Annotated in this window: 12 protein-coding genes; 1 reads left to right on the top strand and 11 read right to left on the bottom strand. The window is 33.5% G+C overall.

Features of this window, described 5'->3' with window-relative positions; translation table 11 throughout:
* Nucleotides 1-115 precede the first annotated feature (115 nt).
* The 7 genes from ACF3NF_RS07415 to ACF3NF_RS07385 form a co-directional block, all read right to left on the bottom strand.
* Nucleotides 116-8,635: a G5 domain-containing protein gene (locus ACF3NF_RS07415; protein WP_394022985.1), complete on the bottom strand. Its 8,520-nt coding sequence runs from the start codon at nucleotides 8,633-8,635 to the stop codon at nucleotides 116-118.
* Between the two features lie 205 nt (nucleotides 8,636-8,840).
* Complete coding sequence (locus tag ACF3NF_RS07410) at nucleotides 8,841-9,125, bottom strand: hypothetical protein (protein ID WP_394022983.1); 285 nt, start codon at nucleotides 9,123-9,125, stop codon at nucleotides 8,841-8,843.
* A 15-nt stretch (nucleotides 9,126-9,140) separates the two neighbouring features.
* Nucleotides 9,141-9,383, bottom strand: a complete 243-nt coding sequence (locus tag ACF3NF_RS07405; RefSeq protein WP_394022981.1) for a hypothetical protein — start codon at nucleotides 9,381-9,383, stop codon at nucleotides 9,141-9,143.
* Nucleotides 9,384-9,460: 77 nt separating this feature from the next.
* The gene (gene pcp / locus ACF3NF_RS07400; RefSeq protein ID WP_394022979.1) at nucleotides 9,461-10,105 is read right to left on the bottom strand and encodes a pyroglutamyl-peptidase I; all 645 of its coding nucleotides are present in this window, start codon (nucleotides 10,103-10,105) and stop codon (nucleotides 9,461-9,463) included.
* 9 nt (nucleotides 10,106-10,114) lie between these two features.
* Nucleotides 10,115-11,062 (bottom strand): 5-oxoproline transporter, DUF979 family subunit, encoded by a 948-nt coding sequence (locus ACF3NF_RS07395; RefSeq protein WP_394022977.1) that lies wholly within the window; start codon nucleotides 11,060-11,062, stop codon nucleotides 10,115-10,117.
* Complete coding sequence (locus ACF3NF_RS07390; RefSeq protein WP_394022975.1) at nucleotides 11,062-11,727, bottom strand: DUF969 domain-containing protein; 666 nt, start codon at nucleotides 11,725-11,727, stop codon at nucleotides 11,062-11,064. Before ACF3NF_RS07390 ends, ACF3NF_RS07395 begins: the two co-directional genes overlap by 1 nt.
* Before the next feature lie 118 nt (nucleotides 11,728-11,845).
* Complete coding sequence (locus ACF3NF_RS07385) at nucleotides 11,846-12,310, bottom strand: hemerythrin domain-containing protein (RefSeq protein ID WP_394022973.1); 465 nt, start codon at nucleotides 12,308-12,310, stop codon at nucleotides 11,846-11,848.
* A gap of 95 nt (nucleotides 12,311-12,405) precedes the next feature.
* On the opposite strand from ACF3NF_RS07385, the gene ACF3NF_RS07380 reads away from it, so the two are divergent.
* Complete coding sequence (locus tag ACF3NF_RS07380) at nucleotides 12,406-12,702, top strand: rhodanese-like domain-containing protein (protein WP_394022971.1); 297 nt, start codon at nucleotides 12,406-12,408, stop codon at nucleotides 12,700-12,702.
* Between the two features lie 26 nt (nucleotides 12,703-12,728).
* Here the strand turns inward: ACF3NF_RS07380 and ACF3NF_RS07375 are convergent, their stop codons facing one another.
* From ACF3NF_RS07375 to ACF3NF_RS07360, 4 genes are read right to left on the bottom strand one after another with little or no spacing between them, the layout of a single operon-like run.
* On the bottom strand, nucleotides 12,729-13,733 hold the full coding sequence (locus ACF3NF_RS07375) for an alpha/beta fold hydrolase (protein ID WP_394022969.1): 1,005 nt from the start codon (nucleotides 13,731-13,733) through the stop codon (nucleotides 12,729-12,731).
* Between the two features lie 2 nt (nucleotides 13,734-13,735).
* Nucleotides 13,736-13,942: a cold-shock protein gene (locus ACF3NF_RS07370; protein ID WP_316283443.1), complete on the bottom strand. Its 207-nt coding sequence runs from the start codon at nucleotides 13,940-13,942 to the stop codon at nucleotides 13,736-13,738.
* A complete protein-coding gene (locus ACF3NF_RS07365) occupies nucleotides 13,942-14,673 on the bottom strand; it encodes a class I SAM-dependent DNA methyltransferase (protein WP_394022966.1) in 732 nt (243 codons plus the stop codon). The genes ACF3NF_RS07370 and ACF3NF_RS07365 overlap by 1 nt, the downstream gene beginning before the upstream one ends.
* Nucleotides 14,673-17,312, bottom strand: coding sequence for a valine--tRNA ligase (locus tag ACF3NF_RS07360; protein WP_394022964.1), 2,640 nt, complete (start codon nucleotides 17,310-17,312; stop codon nucleotides 14,673-14,675). Before ACF3NF_RS07360 ends, ACF3NF_RS07365 begins: the two co-directional genes overlap by 1 nt.
* Between the last annotated feature and the right edge of the window lie 204 nt (nucleotides 17,313-17,516).

The following is a 17,516-nucleotide window of genomic DNA, read 5'->3' as shown; positions in this document are numbered from 1 at the left end:
AATAATCAAAAAGATGGGCTTGATAGTCCATCTTTTTTTGTGATATTTTGCAAAGAAAAACCCTAAGTTTATCAAAACTTAGGGTCTTTTTTATTAAGAATTTTAGAAATAATTCTTACTCTTCTTCATCTTCTTTTTTCTTTTTACTAGCAAATAATCCTATCAAGCTAGCTGCAAGTGTAGCAGTAACTTTAGCAGATCCTCCTATACCTGTTTTTGGATTAGTGGTAGACTTTGTAATTTTTTCATTATCAATTTTTTCCACGCTATTTGGAACTTTTACCCCATCTATAGCTTGGTCTTCGGAGTATCTTTTTTCCTTTACATTTGCTATATCATCATCTGAAGACTCTCTATTTTCTTTTGTATTAGCTATATCTGTATCAGAAGATTCTATATCCTCTTTCTCAGAGTCTATAGGCTCATCAGATGGTTTTAAATCTGTTATTTCATCATCAGTATTTGATGGTTCATTAACATTTTCTGTTGATTCATCATCAACATTATCAATAGTATTGTCATTATCTACAATATCATCATCATCGTCTAATTCTGGATCAGAAGATGGTTGGTTAGGCTGTTCAACAATTGGATTTGATGGCTCTACTGGTCTTGTAGGTTCATCAATGATGTTATCATCACTAGAATCTGGGTTAGGCGATGGTATTGGATTTGGTATAGGTCTTGGACTTGGTGTATTATTGTCCTCTATTTTTTTAGTACCTATTCTTACAATACGAGGTTTTGGAGCTTTAGTTATTTGCTCACTTACCTTATCACCTGTAGTAGTAATTGTTCTTATGCCCTCTTCACCTTCTTGTAATACAACTTGCTTACCCTCAGGCAATGTATTGTCATAAATTACAGTTGTTTCAAAAGGTATCTTTTCAGTTCTAATTGTAGTCTCTGGTTTATCATTGCCAGGAGTTTTCTTAGTACCTACTCTTACAATTCTCTTAATAGGTTCTTTTGTGACTACACTTGTAACATTTGGCTCACTTGATACCCCATCTTTTATATTAACAGCTGTTGTTATTGTTTGCTCACCTTTTTGTCCAGCTTGTTCTTCAATAACTTTTCCAGCTTCGATTGTATCATCTTGAATGATTTCTGTATCGAAAGGAATTTCAACTATTGTTGTACTTACCACATCCTTTGATTCTCCCTTTTGAGTTTCAGGAGTTTTTGGTGACTCAGGACATTTTGTTCCAATTCTAATAACTTTATCAATTTTTTCTTGGATATGCTGTGTATTTGTTTTCTTAGCTTCGCCAACTGCTTTGCCATTTTCTACTGTAGTTGTATAAGTTACTTTATCTATACCATTTTGTCCTTCAGTATCTACAACTTCTTTACCTTTTTCTAAGGTATCATCATAGATTATTTTTACTTCAAATGGTGTTATTTCTTCAACTACTGTATCAATTGCTGTTTTTTGATCCGGACATTTTGTACCAACAGTTATAATTTGTTTTGTTGGCCCGGTTTCACTAACTTTAACAGCTGGATTTTCTTGAGTTACTCCATTTATAACAGTTGCTACTATAGTTTTGGTTTCAATTCCATTTTTTCCTTCTTGAGTAACTTTAGATGTACCTTTTTCCATAGTATCATCATATACTATTTCAGTTTCAAATGGTTTTACTGTTTCTGTAATAGTAGTCACTGTGTCAGTTCTCATTGTACCAACTTTTATTTTTTTAGCTTTAGGTTCAGTAGTTACTTCATTTTGGATAATTTCTGCATCACCCGCTATACCTTCTTTAATTGGTACTTTAAAAGTAATAGTACGTGTTCCAACTTCACCATCTTCAACAACACTTTCAGTGCCAGCTGGTAGAGTATTGTCATAGATGATTTCAGTAGTATATGGAACTTCTACTTCTATAGTCTTTTCAACATCTTTAGTTTCGCCTGGCGCAGTTTTTGTACCAACTCTAACAATTTGTTTTGTTGGACTTACTGTAGTTTTTTCATCCTTTGTAGTTACTATTTGACCATTTTCATATCTATGAGTGATTGTGGTTACTTTTTCACCAGCTACTCCACCACTAACACTTTTTTCATTTAGTGGCATGGTATTATCAAAGATGACTTCTGTTTCAAACGGAACTTTTTCAGTTACTTTTTCTTCGATTGGTTTTGTACCAACTTCTATAATTCTTGGTTTAGCTTCTTTTGTAATTTCAGTTGAAATAACTGGAGCTTTTGCTACACCATTTTCTACATCCACAGTAGTTTTAATTGTAGTTTCACCGTTTTCACCATTTTCAAGTACTTTGCTAGAACCAACTTGCATTTTTTCATTTTCCCTAATAATAGTAGTGTAAGGAATTTCTTCAGTTTTAGTTGTTTCTAGGCTTTGAGCAGGTATTTCTTTAAGTTTTGTACCAACTTTTACTACTTGAACTACTGGTTCTTTTGTAACTTTTTCATCAGTAGAAGTTTTAGATTCTCCATCTACGATAGTAGTAGATGTTGTAGTAGTTTTAGAACCAAACTCTCCAGGAGTTTCTATTCTAGTTTCTCCTACTGGAAGGTTAGGATCTTCTTCATATCTAGTTTCAAATGGAATATTTTCTGTAATTACATTCGTATTAGACACATAGTTAGAAGAGTCATCTCTTGTACCTACTCTAATTACTTCATCTACTGCTTTTTTAATATCTTCAGTTTTAATTACTGGATCTCCAGCTACACCATCTTTTACTGGAACAGTAACTGTTATCTTACGCTCTCCATCTTCCCCTTTTGTATCTACTACTTGTTCTCCTGCTTTTAGGTTAGGGTCATAGATAACAGTAGTTTTGTATGGGATTATAGTAGTTTCGCTACCAATTACGTCAGTAGTTTGTCGATCTATCTTTGTACCAACTCTTACTATGCGTTTTACTGGCTCTTTTGTAGTTTCTTCATTTTTATCAGTTGATTCTGTACCATTTACGATAGTAGTCGTAGTTGTAGTAGTTTTTTCGCCTAGCTCGCCTTCTTGTTTTACTTCAATTTTTCCAGCTTCTAGCTCGTCTGTATATTCATATTCTATTTTGAATGGAATATTTTCTTTTACTACTTCAGTGTTAGTTTTTTCTGATTTTGTACCAACTCTGATAATTTGTTTTACTGGCTCTTTAGTAATTTCTTCTGTTGCCTTGTGGCTAGTAACTTCTCCATTTTTAGCTTCTGCTTTATATGTTACATCTTTTGAACCATTTTGACCTTGTTGTTTTATTTCTGTTTTACCAGCTTCTAATGCTGAATCTTCAATATATTCTGTCTCAAATGGAACTGGTTGAGTTACTACAAATTCTTGTGTTCCTTCTAGGTCTTTTGTACCTACATATATAATCTGTTTAGCTGGTGTAACTTTTTTATCTTCTCTAGTTATCAATTCTCCAGTAGCAGGATCGTATTTTGTAGTTACAACATTTTCTACTTTTCCTGGAATTAGCTCACCAGTTCTAGACTTACCTAAATCAAGGTTTGGATCATCTTTGATTTCTACTTCTACGCCTACTTGAGTGCTTACATCTTTTTCTACTGGATCGACTGGTTTTGTACCAATTTCTATAATTTGGTTTTGAGCTTCTACTCTTTCTGATTCAGTTTTTGTAAGTTCTCCAGTAGTTTCACCATTTTTGATGTTTTGTTTATAAGTTATCTTATAAGATCCGTCAGTTCCCTCTTGGATAGTGTTTCTTTTACCTACTGGTAGGTCAGGATTTTCTTTGATTTCCACCTTGTAAGGGATAGTAAAGTCTTCAGTATGAGTCACAACTCCTGTAAAATCTTTGTTACCAACTTTTATAATAGCATCTACTGGAGCTTCTTCTGTTACTTTAGGATCTCCAACTACTTTAGAGTTTTCTATTGTCCATTCAGTAGTTCTCTTACCATCTTTACCTTCTTGAGTGATTTTGTATTCACCAGCTGGAATAGCTGGGTCATATTCTACTTTGTAATCAAATGGAATAGCTTCTTCGTGTTTTTTAGTCCCCTCAGTTAGTGAACCTACTCTTATAATCTCATTTTTCACTTCTGATACGGTATTCCAGTCAGAGTATGATTTTTTAGCTACATCTCCATTTGTGAAGTTTTGAGTTATTGTACGTTCTTTTACTCCATTTACACCTACTTGGTCAGTTACTGTTTCCCCAGCTTTTAGTGTAGGGTCATGTATGATTTCAGTTTTAAATGGTGTAAGTTCTGTCTCTTTATGCTCAAATGTTCCAGTGTAGTCTTTAGTACCTACAATGATTTCTTGTTTAGCATTTGTAACAGTTTCTTCTGTTGTGGTTTCAATCTTGCCAGTTTCTGGATTGTACTCATTTTTTATGATTGTCTCTACTTTACCAGGTGTGAACGCGCCTTTTTCAGCAGTACCTCGTTCTTTGGTTGGGTCATAAGTGTATCTGATATCTACCGGCACATCTCCACTTGTAGCTGTATCTTCACTATTTACTGGAGCAGTACCAACATGGATCACTTCTTCTACAGGAGCTTTTGTAGTATCTTTTACTATCTCTTCAGATTTTAGTTCACCATCAGCTGCACCATTTTTGATAGCTTGGGTGTATCTAGTAGTTTTTGAGCCAGCTTCACCCTTTGTTTCTACCCTGCTAGTACCAGGTGCCATAGTTTGATCTTCTACTATTTTTACAGTAAATGGAATTTCTTCAGTTACTTCATGAGTTACTTCTCCAGTAAAGTCAGCTGATCCAACTTCTATGATTTGATTCTTAGATTCTGTAATAGTTTTACCTTCAGCAGTGTCTGTTACTTTTGAATTTTCTATTGTAAGAATCTTTTCTTTTTCTCCAACTACACCATCTTGGATAACTTTGTATTCACCTTTTTTAAGTGCAGGATTTTTTCTAACTTCTACCTCAAATGGTACTTTTTCAGTTACAGTTTCTGTACCATTTGTCATTCCACCTACTTTTACTACTCTATTAGTAGGTTCTGTTACTACTTCTTCAGTCATCTTAGCTGACTTAGTCGCTGGGTCATATGATGTAACTACTTTATTTTCACCATTTTTACCAGCAGTTTCTTCTTTAATTTCTCCAGCTTCTAGAGTGTCATCATATTTATATTCTGTGTTAAATGGTATCTCTACAGTTTCTTCAATAGGTTTTGTACCGATTTCTACTACTTCATCTACTGGTTTTTTAGTTATATTTTCTGTAGATGTAATAGTTTTTCCATCTTGAGAGTCTATCGCACCATTTCTAACTGGTAGTGTATAAGTTACTTCTTTTGTACCGACTTCACCTGGAGTAGTTACTTTAGTTGTTCCAACTGCTAGGTCTGGGTTTTCTTTAGTGATTACCTTATATGGAATTTCTTCCTTATCTTTGTGGGTAACATCACCAGTAAAGTCCTTGCTACCTACTCTGATAATACCTTGTACTGGGTCAGTAGTTTCTACCTTAGGTTCTCCTACTATTTCAGAGTTTACGATATTCCATGTAGTAGTCTTTGTACCATTTGTACCTGGTTCTATTACGTATTTTTCAGCCTCAAGGTTTTCATCATATTCTACTTTATAATCAAATGGGATGGTCTCTGTAATAGTTTTGGTGTTTTCTGTTTTTGTTCCTACTTTTATAATGTGTGTTGTAGCTTCAGTTAATACTTTCTCATCTACTACAGTAGGAGCACCATCTTTTGTACCATCATTATTATATTTTTGATTATAGGTTACTTCTTTTACACCGTCTTTTCCTTGTTGAACAATTTCTTGTTTACCATTTTCCATGGTTGGATCTTGTTGGATTGTTACAGGATATGATATAGGTTCCTTTTCTGTATATGTTCTCTCATATGGCTTTGTAGCCTTCGTTCTAAACTCTGCATAGGTTTTTCTCGTATAGACAAGTGGATTACCATTTTCATCCTTTAGCTCTGGATCCTCGTAGTAGGCAGTCACTGGTACTTTTAGTGTATATTCCCCATTTACTTCACCTGGAGTTTTTGCAGTAATTTCACCTGATTCTTCATCTATAGTTACTTTCCATAGGTTACCATGGTCATCTTCGTTGAATTTTGAATTCAATACCACTCTATCCGGTGGAACAGTATCTAAATCTCCATCATAGAAAGGTCGGCTAAATATTTCTGTATTTGGCTCATCTACTTTAACATCATATTTTGGAGTATCTATTACTTCTTTATCTACTCTAAAACTAAGGTTAAAGTTTTTTTCTGAACCATTTGAAAATTTGAAGTTTACAGGTAAAGAGGTCTCGTCACCTTTTTCAGCATTTCTAGGTGGTGTCACTATGATGTTTTTCTCATCAAGTTCTATTTTCCAGTCATTACGAGTCTTATAAGTTGTATCATTAACTTTAATAAGTGTACTGGTATCAACTTCTCTTTCAGCGATCTCATCATCTATAGCAGCATCAAGATCTGATTTTAGTTCAGAGTTATAGGCATTGTATTTTTCTTCTATAGTCGTCGGTTTACCAGCTGTGACTTTAGTAACCTTATCGGTGTTGTCTTTTCCATCTTTCCAGTGAGTTACGTCATAGTTTGACTGGTCATCTAATGAGATTTCAAACCTACCTAGTGTGTTGAAGTTATCATATCTTACCCTATCATAGGTATTTACTGTGACAGATTCTGTTTTTGTATCTGTGCCCGCCTCATTAGCAGGTTCATTAGTTACAGTCTTTGATCCTGATTCTACATCAGGAGCATCTTCAGGAGCATCTAATCCAGAATCTATTATATAGTCTTTATAAAGGGTTGATATTTCTTCATCTGTTCTAGGTCTAATAAATAGTTCTACTTCTAGGTCTTTATAATCTTTTAGGTCTCCATTAAAAACAGAGTTTTGATCTTTTATAGCTCCTTCTGGTAGCTTTAGCTTGACAGATTTGCCATCATAAAACACTCTTACATCGTCTAGCTCCTTACCAGCTCTTGTATAAACCCTACCTGTAATACGGTTTGAATTATCTTCTAACAGGTTGTCATCACTGTCATAAGCATACAAGTTATCTATGGTAATACCTGTGTCGTATACACCCTTCTCTATACCACGATTTGGAGATTCTTCAGTAACAGGTATATCGTTTAGCTTGTCATTTCCATTTACTGAACTTTTGTTTACACTAATGATATCTCCATCATTGTTCTCATTAGGATACGGTATTAGATGGCCATAAACATTGGTGCTTGCCCCAAACTGACTTGCATTTTCTGGCGGCGGAGTTGTGTATCTACCAGATATTGCAAAAATAGTTTCGCCTTTTCTTTCATTGATAGTTTTTAAATCTTCCGGCGTCATAGTATAGTTCAAATTCAACAGTCTTCTTCCTGATGGACTCACATTTAGATCACTAGTCGGCTCAAAGTTAACAGCATCCTCTTTTCCAGCTAGTTTATCTCCTTTAGATTTGAATTTAATTGAACTTTGATCTAATACACCTGTTGTAAAGTCAAAACTATCATTGTAGTACAGATCATCAATGGCCCTATTAGTAGTGTCGACTCTAATCGCAATCTCAAAGTAACCTTTATCCTTATATTTTGGGTTAGCTTTAACTAGACGATAGCTTATTGCATCATCTACTTTCTTATAGCCATCAGGAACTTGTGAATTTAAATTGTAGGCTTTTGCATCTTCTACTTTCTCTTCACTATCTTTTACAGATTCACCAGGTGCTATTTCTGCTCCTTCTTCTGTAAGTGGGGAATCTCCTGCAGCAAAAGTTTGCTTTTTAGGAGGCTCTGTGCCTTCAGTTGATTCTGAAAGTTCAGCATTTTCTTTAGTTTGTGGTGTATCGCTAGATTCACTGCTGTCATTTGCAGGTTTATCCCCTGTAGGTGTTTCTTCTGGGCTATATCCTGCTTCTGGATTTCTAGTAGGTTCATCACCAGCTGGTGTTTCTTGTGGTGATTGGCTTTGTGTTTCATTATTTTCAGTTGCTGTCGCATCTTCGTCAGCATCAGCATCTGGGTTTGCTTTGTCAGCTTCTAGTTTTTCTTCAGTACTTTTTTCTTCTGCACTAGTATCTACAGCCTCAGAATTTTCTGTATTTTCAGTGTTTGTTGGGCTTTCATCATTTGTTTGTGCAGGTGATTGGTCATCTGTTTTACTAGTTTCTGCGCTGTATGTAGCTTCTGTATTAGCTACATCGTTATTACTTGCAGTTTCTTCTGCAGCCGGTGTATTTTCTTCTTTTTGAGTAGCTTCATTTTGTTCTAAACTTTCAGGCTCAGATTGTTCTTCTGATGTTTCTCCTACTGGAGTTTCTGATTGAGTTTTTTCTTCTGTTAGTCCAGTTTCTGCTTCTGTTGGAGTTTCGGTAGCATTATTAGAATCATTAATAGAAGCATCAATAGAAGCATCTGTTGCTACATTTGCTTTGTCTTCCTCTGTTTTTTCTGCATCACTTGCTTGTGATTCATCCTTGCTAGTTTTTTCTGTTTCTACATCTGTTACGACTGGTTGTAAATACTCTTCGCCAGCTGCATCTGCTATGGATTTGTTTTCATTGATGGTATCAACTACGCTTTCTTTTGCAGCTAGGGCATCGGGGCCTGCTGTTAGCATTACTGCTCCAAGCATAGTAGATGACAAACCAATTATGAATTTATTTTTCTTTTTTGCTTTGTTAGTAGACATATTATCACCTTTCTTACTATATTTTGATTTTCTAACTTTCTTTAATTTTCAATGTTTTGAGCTAGTTTTAGCTTTTTGTACATTATAGGGTAATAATTAGAATCATTATACTTCTTTTTATCAAAAATTCATAATTTCTATACAATTTTTTTGTAGTATACTTTAGCAATTAAAAAAACTAGAACAAAGGGTTCTAGTTTTTAATTTATCTTTCACTTATATCTTTATCTATTTGGTCGTCCAAAAGTCCTACATCTTCTTTTAGTTCATTTTCTAAGTTGCCCTCTGCATTGTAATCATTAGAAAAATCATTACCTTGCATACCGATGTCTTGTCTGATTTGATCTTCTAAGTCATTATGAAAATCTGACTCTTCGTTAATACCTGTTCCATGTTGGAGGTCTGTTATTACTCTACCGAGTCTTTCACTTTCTTTTACGTTTTCGTCTTCTTGCCTTAGCCTATCATCTTCTAATCTTTTGTCTGACATTTTCGACTCCTTGAATTAGTTGTCAGGATTTTCGTATCCTTTTTTAACTATTTTTTCACCTTTGCAAGTATTGATTCTTTGGCCTTCGAATTCTACAATACCACAGTTTTCACCGTTACTCATTGGTACGTCTTCTACGATTGACTCTTGATATTCTTTAATCTTTTCAATCTCTTCATTTGTTTTTTCGTAGTTTGCTTTGTCTTCTTTTTCTAGGTCGTCTGCTTCGTATGCTAATTTTTCTTTATTGTTTTCCATATTGATGCTCCTTTATTTCTTTTATAGAATATACCCCTATTTTTGTATTTTAAAAGACCCCTTAGGGGTCTTTTTTTTTAGTGGGTTGCTCCGCCTGTGACGCTTAAGTCTTCTTTGTCGTTATATTTTACTATTGCACGGATTGCTGCATTTAGTCCTTTTACAATATCTTCAAGGCTCATTGATGCAGTATCTTTTTTATCTACTACTTGTTCTGTTAAAAACGGAACGTGGATAAATCCAGCTTTTATGTCTCCATATTTTTCAGCTAAGTATAAATCTTGGTACATAATGTGGTTACATACGAATGTTCCTGCTGTGTTTGATACACTTGCTGGTAGATTTTCTTTTTTGATTTCTTCTACCATGGCTTTGATTGGTAGGGTTGAGAAATATGCTGGTGCTCCGTCTTCTCTGATAACTACATCGATTGGTTGGTTACCTTCGTTGTCCTCTATACGAGCGTCATCTTGGTTTATTGCAACTCTTTCTACTGCAATACCATATCTACCACCTGCTTGGCCGATTGATAAAACTACATCTGGCTTTACTTCTTTGATTTTTTCTTCAACAACGTCTGCAGCTTTATGAAATACTGTTGGTATTTCAAGTTTAATTATTTCTGCTCCCTCGATATTGTCATCTATTCTTTTTACTGATTCTATAGCTGGATTTGTTGGTTCTCCACCAAATGGGTCAAATCCTGTTACTAAAATTTTCATAAATTCCTCCTAAAATGCCCAAAATCTCATTAATAGTATGTGGGCTATGATCATAAGTATTGAAAATGGAGCTTGTTCTTTTATTACCCCATTTCCATCTTTCATTTCTAATAATCCTACTGGAAGTACGTTAAAGTTACCAGCCATAGGTGTCATAAGTGTACCACAATATCCTGCTGTCATGGCTAGTGCTGCCGCAATTGCTGGGTCTGCTCCTTGGGCTATTACAAATGGAACACCAATTCCTGCAGTGATTACTGTAAAGGCTGCAAAGGCATTGCCCATAATTGCTGTAAATATTACCATACCTAGTACATAAGCTATAGATCCTGTCCATGGATTTACTGTTGGTATCATACCACCTATTATAGATGCGATAACATCACCAACACCTGCTGCTGCAAAGATAGCTCCTAGGGCTGCTAAAAGCTGTGGTAAAATTGCAACTGCCCCTACTTGTTGAACCATTCTATCAGATTGTTTCATCATATCACCAAAGCCTGATTTTGTCATAACCATTACAACAATAATTGCAACTATTGCTGTAAAACCAAGGATAGATGATGAAGAATCTGGGATAAGTTTTGCAAGGATAATTGCAAGTACTGCCATAACTATAACTGGGATAAATATTTTGTTTCCAAGTCTGTCTGAACCTTCTACTTCTACTCTTTGATCATTAACGATGGCACCTTTTACCATAATTCCATTCATCAGTGAAATAATTCCGATGATTACTACTAATATTCCAGAAATAATGGAAGGAATTAATTTTCCAAAGGTAAAAAGTGTACCTAGGACAAGCCAGAACAATACTGTTGTAAATTTCTTTTCATTATCTTCTGATATTGCTACCCTAAATGCTGTAAAGAAAAATTGTAGGCCTATTAACACAAATATAAACTCTAAGAACATTGGGAAAAAGTCTGCTGTTGGAATTCCAAATATTGTTTGCATTATTTAGCCTCCTTTAATTTTCTATCATCAATTATATTTTTAATAACTCCAAGTACTAAACAAATTATAGCAATTGGTAGTGATTTTGATGCAATGTCTGCATTTGTCACTGGATAACCTAATGATTCCATTTGACCGGTAATTAAAAGTACACCACCTGCACCAATAAAAGTATTTTGAGCAAAAAAGTTACCAAAGTTTTCCATGGATGTAGCACGTGCTTTTAATTTTTCGCTTTGTTCTGGAGTTAACTTTCCATTTTGTTTTTCTACTGCTGCTTCTGCCATTGGGAAAATGATTGGTCTTACAAATTGTACTAGACCATAGATTCTCATAGATAAGAATCCTGCTAGTTCCCTAAAGACTAAGTAAACGCTGAATAAAGCACCCGATGATAGATTCTCACGTTTTTTAACTAATTTTTCTGCTGATTGCTTTAAACCAAATTGTTCAGATAAACCAATTACTGGTAGGGTTATGATAAATAGAGTTACTATTCTTTGATTTACAAAATTTTCGCCAAGTATGGTTAGAAATTCTGGGATAGAAATTCCAGCAACCATAGCTGTGACAAATCCTGATAATATAACTGTAAATACGATATTTAATTTGAAAATAAATCCAAGTACAATTATCAGAATACCTATAAGTTTTAAATATTCCATATAAATCCTCCTATTGAATATTGTATAATAATAAAATATTTTTTATAAAAAGTCAATGTAATGTATGTTAAATAATGCTAAAATACTTACAAAATAAAAAGACTAAAACTATCTTTTTTTACTTTTTAAGTTTATCTATCCATTCTTTTTTGATGGCATTCATTTCTTTTTCTACTTGATCGCCTAACTCTTCCAATTCTTGCTCAGTAAATAATTTCTTAGCTACTTTTGCAAATTCTTCTTCCTCTTCATCCATGTGGTGGGTACCTACTTCTTCAAGTACACTAAATTTTGCATCCCATGTTTCATTATCAAAGGGAGTATTATTTAAAACTCCTAATTGAAACATGATTAAAGAATGTTCTTCTGGCATTTCTAATGTTGTGTCTTTATCATCTTGTTTTTCACATTTTTCTAGTGCTTTTGGAAAAATTACTTTTTCTTCAGCCTCGTGGTGGCCTGCTAAAAGTGCATATACTTCATAAAAGGCATTTTCTTTTGTCTTAGCTGTAGAAGACTTCACCTTTTCGATTAAATCCTTTACTTCTTTGTGAATATTTTCGTTTAATTGTATATAATTCATTATGAACTCCTTATTTTATATTCATTATTTATTATATAAAACTCAGCGACTTATAGCAATTGATTTTCTGGGTATAATGATTTTAAGGAGAAAATATGGAATACAAATTAATAAGCGGGAATGAACTGGAAAATAATTTAGAAAAATATTTTATAATAGATGTTAGGACTAGAGAAGAATATGATAATGGCCACGTGCCGGGATCTATAAATATTCCCTATGATGAAATTTTGGAAAATATTGATAAAATAAAAGCCGAAAAGCCTCTAGTCCTTTATTGTGGATCAACTAGGCGAAGTGAATTTGCTGCTGATTTGCTAACACATGCTAACTTTTCTGATATAACAATCGCCCCAGGTGTCAGACTATATGATTATAAAATGGTAAGATAAAACTCGTAGCCCTAGCTAGGAGTTTTTTAATTATTTAAAAAATTTAAAATTTCTTGATAAACTATGTCATTATCTTTTTCATTTAAGATTTCATGTTGCATGTGATCATATTCTTTATAGCTTATATTTTCATAGCCAATTTTTTTTAGGGTACTAATTGAATCCTCTATCCCTTGGCTAGCCCCTGTTACTATATCATCTGCTCCAGTTGCTGAGTGAATTTTTAATCTTGGGTTTTTAAATTGATAGTTAGAGACTTTGTTCATCTTGTTATTAAGATCAATAATTACTACAACAGCTCTTTCTAAAAACTGAAAGATTCTAAAACTATCATTTCTTTTTTCTATAACATTATCCATATTATATGATATCCAAGTATCATCTCCATCCCCTGGCAAAAGTGGGGTAAGAACTGCTGGTTGGTATTCTCCAAAATAAAAGCTTATTATATTTCCTAAAAATACACCAAAAGGAGCTATCTTATTATGCTCGACTGTACCTATTAGAACTAATTTTTCTATAGTATCATCATAATTTTGTAAGTACATGCGAGCTATCATAGATCCCATAGAGTGACCTATCATATAAATAGGTAAATCCGGATACTTATTATTTATAAATGAATTTACTACATAGGTATCATCAATTAGTTCTTCAGATAATCTCATATAGCCATTAGGATATTTTTCTGAAATACTTTTGCCATGTCCCCTATGGTCGTGGGCAATAACTGTGTATCCATTATCTACTAAAAATTTTATAAAATCTAAATAATTGTAAGAATGCTCGGCCATACCATGGACAATTTGTACAATTCCCTTTGAATTTTCATTTTCATATAATCTTACGAAAATATCATGACCGTCTGTATTTGTAATGTACATTTCACTATGGTCATCGAAAGTTTGTTTTAGCTTTACAAACCACTTACTACCATTTTTTATTCTTTTGTAGTGTTCTGTTTTTTTTAAATAGTGAACTTGTGGTAGAAATAAAACGATTATTATAAGTGGAAGCAACCATGAGTTCATAACTAATCCTCCAATTTTTCTACATTTATAGCAGAAGGACCGCGTGGCTGGTCTATAATTTCAAAAGATACCTTGTCACCTTCAGATAGTCTCTTGTAATCTTCATCAGATATTATGCTAGAAAAATGCACAAAATAATCTGTCTGGTCTGCATTTATAAAACCATATCCTTTTTTATTATCAAAAAATTTTACAATTCCTTCTGCCATTAATTTTCCTTTACTGCACTAAATAAAATTCGTAAACTATCTGCTTTAACCGGACCAAAATCATCTTCATCATAGGTTTTTATATCATGAAAGCCAGCTTCTTTTACTTTTTGACTTACTTGATCTACAGTATACACTCGTTCCAACTGATATTCGTAAATCCTATCATAGGAACCATCTTTATTTTCTACAAAAAAGTTCAAATGCATATCTATCAAATCATCTTCATAAAAGTTGTCCCAAGTATATAAAATATCTTCATACTCATAAACATAACAATTTGAACCAAAAACTTCTTTCATTTTGTATTCTGAATTTATATCAAATACCAAAAGACCACCATCTTTAAGATTTTTATAGCAATTATCAAAAAGTTTTTGAAGCTCTTTTGGATCGGTTACATAATTTATAGAATCAAGTAGGATTACTATCAAATCATATTTATCAGGATTTTCAAACTCGACCATATCGTAATAAATCAAATTTACATTGTCATTATCATATTTTTCAGCAAAAACATTTAGCATATCTGGTGAAATATCCAAGGCATCAATATTCTTAAACTCATCAAAAAAATAATGAGTAAGCATACCAGAGCCTGCAGCAAGCTCTAGCATGTTTTCTCTTTTAATATTGTACTTATCTACAAGATTTAAGATATTTTTCGCATAGCCTTCGTAGTCTAAATCAAAACTTAATTTATCATATATATAAGAAAAATCTTCGTACATTACTTATCCTTGATTTCTTCAAATGATGCCTTTGTTTTTTCTAGTAAGTCTTCATAATTAGAAAGCTTTTCGCGTTCTTCATTTACAACAGCTTCTGGAGCCTTGCTTACGAAGTTTTCGTTATTTAACTTACCACTTGCTCTTTTGATTTCGCTTTCTAATTTTTTTATTTCATCTTTTAAACGTGCGCGTTCTTGTTCGTAATCCATCAAGTCATCCAGGCTCATTAGTACGGAAAATTCATTAAATACTAGATTTACTAGGTTTTCTTTATCTCCATCAAATTCTTCTTTTAGATATATATCCACTTGGTTAGAATTTGCAAGATTTTTAAATTGACCTTTTAGATTTTCTAGTAGATTTTTGTACTCTTCATTTTCTGCAAGGATTATTAAATCTTGTTTGGTTTTTGCCCCTACATTTAGGGTTGCTCTTTGATTTCTGATAGCTGTAATTGCTTCAATAGCTGAGTTTACTGTGGCTTCTTCGCTTATAAATTCAAAATCTTGATTAAATCTTGGCCACTCTTCTACTATTAGCATATCAGCTTTATTTGGTAGGGCTGAGTAGATTTCTTCTGTGATAAATGGCATGAATGGATGAAGTAAGGCTATCATTTTATTTAGTACATATAATAAAACTTTTTTTACATCTGACTTAGCTGCCTGATCATCTGCATTTAATCTTAATTTTGCAAATTCAATGTACCAGTCACAGTATTCTTCCCATATAAAATCTTCTATTCTGCTTGCTGCAAGACCAATTTCATATTTTTCAAGATTTTTTGTAACTTCTTCTATAACATTATTTAAGCGTTTTAAAATCCACTTATCTTCTAAGGCAAAATTTTCTACTTTAGAGAAGTCTAGGTCATCTCCTTCGTCTATATTCATTAAAACAAAACGAGTTGCATTCCATAATTTGTTGGCAAAGTTACGGCTAGCTATGATTCTTTTTTCATCATAACGCATATCATTTCCTGGACTATTTCCAGTAATTAAAGTAAATCTTAGCGCATCTGCTCCGTATTCGTTTACAACATCTATTGGGTCTACACCATTTCCTAAAGACTTACTCATCTTTCTACCTTGTGGATCACGGATAAGTCCTGTAAATAATACGTGGTCAAAAGGAATTTTATCAGTAGTATATAAAGATGCAAATACCATTCTAATAACCCAGAAGAATATGATGTCATAACCTGTTACTAAAATATCTGTTGGGAAAAAATAATCTAATTTTTCATTTTCTACTGGCCAACCAAGGGTTGCAAATGGCCACAAGGCTGATGAAAACCATGTATCAAGTGTATCTTCTTCTTGTCTTACATGAACTCCATTTAGTATGCCATTTTCATCTGGTTCATCTTCTGAAACTATTATTTCTCCATCATCTGTATAGAATACTGGAAGCCTATGTCCCCACCATAATTGACGGGAAATTGTCCAGTCTCTGATATTATTTAGCCAGTTCATATAGGTTTTTCCTAGAGAATCAGGTATTAATTTTAATTCCCCATTTTGATAAACATCTGCCGCCATTTTTGCAAGTTCATCCATTTTTACAAACCATTGTTTAGAAATAAGTGGTTCTATAACAACATTTGTTCTCTCACTGTATCCTACAGCATGGGTTAAAGTTTCAATCTTTTCTAGGTAGCCTTCATCTTCTAATTGTTTTACTAAAAGTTTACGAGCTTCGTATCTATCAAGGCCAGAATATTTTCCATAATCATCTGTAATATGGCCTTTTGTATCTATTACTACACATTGGCCTAGATTGTGGCGTTCTCCAACTTCAAAGTCATTTGGGTCATGGCTTGGAGTGATTTTTACACAACCTGTACCATATTCCATATCTACATATTCATCTTCAATTAAAGGAATTTTTCTTCCAACTACTGGTAAAATTAAATTTTTGCCTATTTTGTCTTTAAATCTAGGATCTTCTGGATTTACTGCAACTGCAAGGTCCCCAAACATAGTTTCTGGACGGGTTGTAGCAATTGTAATATATTCGTCACTATCTTCAAAGAAGTATTTGATGTACCAAAGATTGCCCTCTTTTTCTACATGGTAAACTTCGGCATCTGAGATAGCAGTTTCTGCTTCTGGATCCCAGTTTACAATTCGATTACCTTGGTAAATTAAACCATCATCGTACATTTTTTTGAAAACTCTTTTTACAGCACGGGTTAGGTTTTCATCCATAGTAAAGCTATCATAGTCCCAATCACAAGAAACACCGATAGTTCTAAGTTGTCTTTTGATAGTACCGCCGTATTCTTCTGTCCAAGCCCAGGCTTCTTCTAAGAATTTTTCACGTCCTAATTCTTTTTTTGTATGGCCTTCACTACGAATTTTGCCAACTACCTTTGCTTCTGTAGATATAGATGCGTGGTCTGTTCCTGGTATCCAAAGTGCTTCAAAACCTGCCATTCTTTTGTAACGAATGATAATATCTTGGATTGTATTATTTAAAGCATGTCCTAGGTGTAATTGACCTGTAACATTTGGTGGTGGCATAACTATAGTAAATGGTTTTTTATCCCTGTTTACATCTGCTTTAAAATATCCACCATCTTCCCATTTTTTATAGATTTCTTTTTCAAATCCACTAGGATTATATTTTGTTTCCATTATTTCTCCTTTAAGTTTTCATTTAAAAAAGGTGGCAAGGCCATAGCTCTAGGACGAGTTATCGCGTTACCACCTAAATTCCTTTTAAATTAAAAGACTCTTAATGTACTTATGCGTACCACATTGAAATTATGTAAAAGCAACCTTCAAAAGCTTGTAGCTAAAGATTTGCACCAACCATCTTTTCTCTAAAAGCACTTACAA

The sequence above is a fragment of the Anaerococcus martiniensis genome (assembly GCF_043187485.1).
GTDB classification, from domain to species: Bacteria; Bacillota; Clostridia; order Tissierellales; family Peptoniphilaceae; genus Anaerococcus; species Anaerococcus martiniensis.
This window is presented reverse-complemented; position numbering and strand designations above follow the sequence as displayed.